The 7152-nt window shown below is 45.6% G+C and carries 6 protein-coding genes; 5 read left to right on the top strand and 1 reads right to left on the bottom strand.

From position 1 onward, the window contains the following. The first annotated feature begins 19 nt into the window (after positions 1-19). A complete protein-coding gene (locus SIN01_RS00915) occupies positions 20-235 on the top strand; it encodes a hypothetical protein (protein WP_047035145.1) in 216 nt (71 codons plus the stop codon). 121 nt (positions 236-356) lie between these two features. Beyond that, entirely contained in the window at positions 357-932 is a 576-nt protein-coding gene (gene lepB, locus SIN01_RS00910) for a signal peptidase I (RefSeq protein WP_244935246.1), read from the top strand. Positions 933-1182: 250 nt separating this feature from the next. Here lepB and yhbH read toward each other — a convergent pair whose 3' ends face one another. Beyond that, entirely contained in the window at positions 1183-2343 is a 1161-nt protein-coding gene (gene yhbH, locus SIN01_RS00905) for a sporulation protein YhbH (protein WP_010024409.1), read from the bottom strand. A gap of 274 nt (positions 2344-2617) precedes the next feature. Here yhbH and SIN01_RS00900 point away from each other — a divergent pair, with 274 nt between their 5' ends. From SIN01_RS00900 to SIN01_RS00890, 3 genes are all read left to right on the top strand, one after another. After that, the gene (locus tag SIN01_RS00900; RefSeq protein ID WP_010024410.1) at positions 2618-3292 is read left to right on the top strand and encodes an HAD family hydrolase; all 675 of its coding nucleotides are present in this window, start codon (positions 2618-2620) and stop codon (positions 3290-3292) included. A gap of 276 nt (positions 3293-3568) precedes the next feature. After that, positions 3569-5311: a phospho-sugar mutase gene (locus tag SIN01_RS00895; protein ID WP_010025842.1), complete on the top strand. Its 1743-nt coding sequence runs from the start codon at positions 3569-3571 to the stop codon at positions 5309-5311. Between the two features lie 166 nt (positions 5312-5477). After that, complete coding sequence (locus SIN01_RS00890; RefSeq protein WP_047035148.1) at positions 5478-7055, top strand: peptide chain release factor 3; 1578 nt, start codon at positions 5478-5480, stop codon at positions 7053-7055. Positions 7056-7152 lie beyond the last annotated feature (97 nt).

Here is a 7152-nt window from a genome sequence, read left to right as displayed (position 1 = left end):
TTAAGGACCAGAATGCTTAATGAAAAAGAAGTGGGAGGGATGGGGATCATTTTTTTACTATCTCAAAAATACCCAAGGACCCCTCATTTCGTTGCGAGATGCTGAACCAGCACATCAAAGCGGCTGGAATGCTCATCAGGCACAAGATGGTTCAAAACCGCATCCTGCGGAAGTAAGAACCAAACGTAGCCCGGTTTTTCTTATCCCATCCAGCAAGAAAACCGATTTTGCTTAAATAACGGACGGCACCACCATCTCTTGTGATCCGTATACGAATCGTGTATTATATTTAGAGCTTCCTTAATTTGGATGTTACCATTCATTTTTACGAGCGAATGATGTTTTTCAGGGAGTCGGTGTTTCATGAGTCAGAAAAAAAGAGAAGTGAAGCCTTTGCCTGGATACGGGCACTCACATTGTCTGTGCTCATTGTGATTTTAGTTCGGACCTTTATCTTGGGCAATTATATTGTTGACGGTCCGTCAATGAACCCGACTTTGTATAACGGAGATCGCCTCATTGTCAATAAACTTAACTACGAGTTCACGCACCCGAAACGATTTGATGTGGTGATTTTCCATGCAACGAAAACGGATGACTACGTCAAACGTGTCATTGGTCTTCCGGGAGATACCATTCAGTATAAGAATGATCAGTTATATGTGAATGGAAAAGCAGTCGCAGAGCCTTTCCTCGATGAAGAGAAACGCAGCATGCTGGTTGGTCAGTTGACTTGGGACTTCTCGCTGAAAGAGCTGACCGGCAAGTCCCGTGTCCCTGAAGGCAAGCTCTGGGTGATGGGCGACAACCGTCAGAACAGTACCGACAGCCGCGTTCCGGAGATCGGTTTTATCAGCGAAAAAAAGGTCGTTGGAAAAGTTGACCTGCGCTATTGGCCGATTAATCGCTTCGGGATCATCCATCGTGAATAAATAAGGGAAAAATAAAAAAAACAACCGGTGCGTCGTGTATCTTCTACTACCGGTTGTTTTTTTTACAGGTAAAGAACGTATAGAATTTGCCGTGTATTCAAACCAATAAAACAGGTCCATGGCTGAGCATCAAAGCGGAGGTGCTCTGTTGATGCGAGCAGCTGAAGTGTCGTTCAAGCATATTGGTGATGAATGAAAGCCGCATTCAGAGCAAAAGGAACTTCCGCTAATTAAAAATGCCCAGTCTTCTTTATCGCGCGACCGTATCTTCCTGTTCCTTTTGAAAGAAATACTTCATGGCGTGATAGACATCGCTTTTTTGTTTTAAGATAAACGAATGAAAGGCATCATTCTTGATACTTCGATAAGCGCTCATTAATGTGCTTGACCGATGGTAGGGATTGATTTCGCCATAACCGAAGAAATCCGTGATGTCCATAATTTCTTTGACCAGACGAACACATTTCGGATTATCCGATGATAAATTATCGCCGTCGGAGAAGTGGAACGGATAAATATTGTATTTGGCCGGTGGATAGGAAGCATGAATCAATTCCAAAGCTTTGAGATATGCAGATGAGCAAATCGTCCCGCCGCTTTCGCCTTTTGTGAAGAAGTCTTCCTGGCTGACGACACTTGCCTCAGTATGGTGGGCAACAAATTGAATCGATACTTTTTCATACTTGGTACGCAGGAAACGAGTCATCCAAAAGAAGAAACTGCGAGCAATGTATTTTTCCCAAATGCCCATGGAACCGCTTGTATCCATGAGTGCGAGGACGACCGCGCGGCTTTCTGGTTTTACGATCGTTTCCCAAGTTTTAAAGCGTAAATCATCCTCAATAATCGGATGAATCGAGGTTTTTCCGGAACGTGCATTTCGTTTGATCGCCGACAGAATCGTTCGCCGTTTATCAATATTTCCCATAAGTCCTTTACGGCGAATATCTCGGTAATCAATGCTCTGGACGGTAATATCCGGCTCCTGTTTTCTTTTAAGATGAGGGAGTTCCAATTCCTTGAAAAAGAGCTTTTCAATTTCCATAATTGAAATGTTGGCTTCATAGTAATCGATGCCTGGGCGGTCGCCGGCTCCTTTCCCTTTGCCGCCCCCTTGCGCCTGCTGCTTTCCGGGCGCTTTCGCAATGACATCGCCCACCTTGCTTTTGCCATTACCTTGACCGACATGTTTTGTTTTATCAAAGTTATAGCGCAATTTGTATTCATCCAGAGATCGGATTGGAATCCGTGTCATTTTTTTACCATCGGAAAGAATGATATTTTCGCTGCTGATCAGATCAGGGAGGTTGTTTTTGATCGCATCCTTGACTTTTTCCTTGTGGCGGCGCTGATCCTCTTCGCCTTTGTGATGAAGATCCCAATCCTCTTCTGATATTAAGAAATTGCTCATGTAAAATCCCTCCTTTAATGTGTACGATAAAATCGGACAATCGGGACTACAGCGATGGTTGATTAATTTAATGTATGCTTTCAATGATGAACTTTGACTGATTTTACGAAAAGAGTGAATTTTGGGTTGCTTGAGAGGTTATAATGAACGGATCTGTTCCAAGGATTCAGCTGCTGGCTGGTGACTTTCCACAAAGTTGTCAGGAAGCAAGGCTAGAAATAAATGCGACACATGGTAAAATGAAGACTGAGATCACTCAGAAGGGTTGTATTTGATGATTAAAGCAATTGTCTTTGATTTTGATGGCGTTATTTTGGATAGCGAACGCATTATGTATCTGGTCATGCAGAAGATGTTCCACCGCTATCATGTCGATTTGCCGCTCAGTATTTGGAGCCAGGCCATTGGAACACAAAACGGCTTCAATTCCCTTGATTATCTTGAAGAACACGCACAGGTGAAAATAGACAGGGCAGCGTTCAAGAGTGAGCGCGATGCACTTTTCAATAAACTTGTTGATGAAGAAGAAGTGCTGCCCGGTGTGAAATCGATCTTAGTTCAGGCAAAAGAACTCGGTTTGAAAATCGGGCTTGCGACCAGTTCCAAGGGTGAATGGCCGCGCAAACACTTGAAGCGCTTTGGATTAATTGATTATTTTGAAAGCATTAAATCCTGGGACGATGTGCTCAAGGTAAAGCCGGATCCTGCCTTGTACACGAAATCGCTGGATGCGCTTGGGGTCGGTCCGAAAGAAGCGATTGCGATTGAGGATTCGTTCAACGGCTCGCTGGCTGCAAAAAAAGCGGGTATGTACTGCATCGTTGTACCGAATGCCGTCACCAATCAGATGCCGTTCGGTCATGTGGACGGCTGTTTTAATTCGCTTAAAGGTATTTCTTTGGAGAAGCTTGTGAAGTATTTTTCCCCTGAACTGAGAAGCAAGCGATAAAGGGTTCGAAGAAAAGCTGTCCCTGAATGAATCATAAGGGGACAACCTTTTTTTTACAGAATAAGAAAGTAAAAGATTTTGCCCCGTCTTCAAACCAATAGACCAGTGTCTTGGACAAGAATCAAAGCGGAGATGCTCTGGCGCCTAACAAACGGCAAATTTAAACGACAAAGGTTCGCTCCCTTAGTGCTGGCAGCGTTCATTTGGTATATAATAGAAAAAGACATTTTAAATGTACTGGAATCAAGGTTTTTAACTATCTGATGGGGTGAGCACATGAGTTGGGAGACCGTATATAAAAAATGGATTGCAGACCCGCAGCTTGATCCTGCGCTGAAAAAACAGCTGGACGCGATGGCCGATGATCCTGAAAAACTTGAAGACTGCTTTTATACTAATTTGGAATTCGGTACCGGTGGGATGCGCGGTGAAATTGGTCCTGGCACCAACCGCCTGAATCTGTACACGATTCGCAAAGCTTCAGAAGGCTTAGCAAGATACATCGAAAATGCCGGTGAGGAAGCGAAGAAACGAGGGGTCGTCATTGCGCATGACCCGCGACATTTCTCTGCTGAATTCACATTGGAAGCAGCGAAGACATTAGGCGCTCACGGGATTAAGACCTATATTTTTGATTCACTGCGGCCAACACCGGTTCTTTCTTTTGCCGTGCGCGATTTACATGCTTTTTCCGGGATTGTCATCACGGCGAGCCACAATCCACCGCAGTATAACGGATATAAGGTCTACAATGAATTCGGCGGCCAGCTTCCGCCAAAAGAAGCAGATGAAGTGATCCGCTTCGTAGCATCGGTTGAAGACGAACTTGCCGTAAAAGTCGGCGATGTGGATCAGCTGAAGGCAAGCGGCGACTTAGAAGTTGTTGGCGATCAAGTGGATGAAGCTTATCAAGAAAAGGTACAGACGCTTTCGTTGAATCCTGAACTGATTAGGCGTGTTGGGTCTGATTTGAAAATCGTCTATACACCGCTGCACGGGACGAGCCGCTACCCGATTATTAACGGCTTGAAAAGATGGGGCTTCACAAATGTGACGGTTGTCAAAGAACAGGAAGAGCCGGATCCGGAATTTTCAACGGTAAAATCACCAAATCCGGAAGAACATGCGGCGTTTAAAATTGCGATGGAATACGGCAAAAAGCTTAATGCGGATCTCTTGATTGGAACGGATCCCGACTCTGACCGTCTCGGCGTTGCCGTAAAGAATGATCAAGGCGACTATGTCGTTCTGACGGGGAATCAAACGGGCGCCGTGCTGCTCGATTACTTGCTCACGCAAAAGAAAGAAAAAGGATTGCTGCCCGATAACGGCGTCGTTGTGAAAACAATTGTCACCTCTGAAATTGGTCGAACGATTGCCGCAGCTTTTGGCATTCCTACCATCGACACCTTGACCGGATTTAAGTTCATTGGTGAGAAGATTCATGACTATGAATTAAGCGGCAAATACAGCTTCCTGTTCGGGTACGAAGAGAGCTACGGCTATTTGATCGGCTCCTTTGTCCGAGACAAAGATGCTGTTCAAGCCGCGCTATTTGCTTGCGAAGCGGCCGCTTACTTTAAATCGCAAGGCAAGTCTTTCTATGACGCGCTTCAGGATGTCTTCAAGACGTACGGTTACTTTGAAGAAGGTCTGGAATCGCTGACATTGAAAGGGATCACCGGTAAAGAAGAAATTGCTGCGATTATGAATAATTTCCGCACGCAGCCGCCGCATGAAGTCGCTGGTGTTGCGGTTGCTGTCATCGAAGACTATCAAACGTCTGAGGCAGTTGAAACGGATTCAGGCAGCACTTCGGCGATTACGCTTCCGAAGTCGAACGTACTGAAATATAAACTAAAAGACGGGTCATGGTTCTGCCTGCGTCCATCCGGCACGGAACCGAAGATTAAGTTCTACTTTGGCGTTAAAGGCGCCGATGCAGCGGATCGTGATAAGAAATTCAACGCTTTGAAAAGAGCGGTTATGGATCGTGTTCACGGATTAGTCAGCCAATAAGTCACAGGCATTTATGATTCACATAAATTAGGTATATAATTAAGTAAGAATGATTGAAAAAGCATTCGCACGGAATTGTCGACTGAATTCGACAGGGCGAGTGCCTTTTTCTTGAATGCGGTCTTGGGACAGACTGCGTCGGATCTGATCTTAGTAGGAGGAAACCATGAATCAGTTACAGCAGGAATTAAAAAGGCGCCGTACATTCGCCATCATTTCTCACCCGGATGCCGGTAAAACGACGCTGACTGAAAAGCTGCTGGTGCTTGGCGGCGCTATTCGAACGGCTGGCGCGGTCAAATCACGAAAGGCTGAAAAATTTGCGACTTCAGACTGGATGGAACTGGAGAAAAAGAGAGGGATCTCCGTAACGTCCAGTGTGATGCAGTTTGAGTATGATGGGTATAAGATTAACATTTTGGATACCCCGGGGCACCAGGACTTCAGTGAAGATACGTACCGAACGTTAGTGGCGGTCGACAGCGTTGTCATGATTATTGATGCCGCTAAAGGCGTTGAACCGCAGACAATAAAACTATTTAAGGTATGTCGTGACCGCGGGATTCCAATTTTTACATTTATCAATAAACTGGATCGTCAAGGCAAGGATCCATTGGAACTTTTTGAGGAAATTGAAAATGTGCTCGGTATTGAATCCTATCCGATCAACTATCCAATCGGGATGGGTCAGTCCTTCCGTGGTGTTTACGACCGGCAGGAGCATAAAATCGAATGGTACAACGAAAAAAGAGAGCGCCAGGTTCAGAATTTGGGCGAGGTTGAAGAACTGACGGATATCTTAAAGGATCAGGTTGACGATTATACCTTAAGTCAGCTGGAAGAAAACCTGATGCTTCTGGATGAAGCGGGAAACAGCTTTGATCTTGAAGCGGTGAAAGCCGGCAAGCAGACACCGGTCTTTTTCGGAAGTGCAGTCTCAAGTTTCGGTGTGCCAACATTTTTGGAACACTATTTGAAACTTGCCCCGCAGCCGCAGCCACGGCACTCGAGTGAAGGCATCGTTCAACCGGATGACCCGAGCTTTTCAGGGTTTATTTTCAAGATTCAAGCAAACATGAACCCGGCGCACCGCGATCGAATTGCCTTTCTGCGGATCTGTTCCGGTAAATTTGAAAAAGGCATGAGCGTGTATCTCGATCGAACCGGTAAACCGTTGAAACTCGCACAGCCGCAGCAATTCTTTGCCGACAGCCGTGAAATGATCGATGATGCATTTCCAGGAGATATTGTTGGGCTCTATGATACAGGCTTCTATCAGATTGGCGACACGGTATGCCAAGCGAAAGATACGTTTAACTATGGTGCATTGCCGCAGTTTGCTCCGGAGCATTTTGCCAAAGTGCGCGCCAAAAACGCAATGAAGCAAAAGCACTTTCTCAAAGGGGTCAGTCAGCTGGCACAAGAAGGTGCGATTCAGGTCTATAAAACGCCTTATGAAGAGACCATTCTCGGCGTTGTCGGAACGTTGCAGTTCGATGTCTTTGTCTACCGCATGCAAGCCGAGTACGGTGTTGCGCTAGACATTGAACGGATGCCGCATCAGGTAGCAAAATGGATTGCAAGTCGTGAGGACGCAGAAGCACTTCGCCGCAATTCCAACAATCTGGTTGTAACCGATTATAAAGACCGTCCGGTGATCATTTTCGAAAATGATTTCTCACTGCGCTGGTTTCAGCAAAAGCATCCGGATGTTGTACTGCGCGATTCGTCCCATAACATGTGAGTGGTACAGAAAAAAAGAGCCTTGCGAAGGCTCTTTTTTTGTAAGTGAAGCATCGATATGAATTTGCTGCTACTCATCCTACTAAGATAAGCAGCGG

Source organism: Sporolactobacillus inulinus, assembly GCF_006539285.1.
GTDB lineage: Bacteria > Bacillota > Bacilli > Bacillales > Sporolactobacillaceae > Sporolactobacillus > Sporolactobacillus inulinus.
The sequence above is the reverse complement of the archived record's forward strand: the minus strand, read 5'-3'. Positions and strand labels throughout refer to the sequence as shown.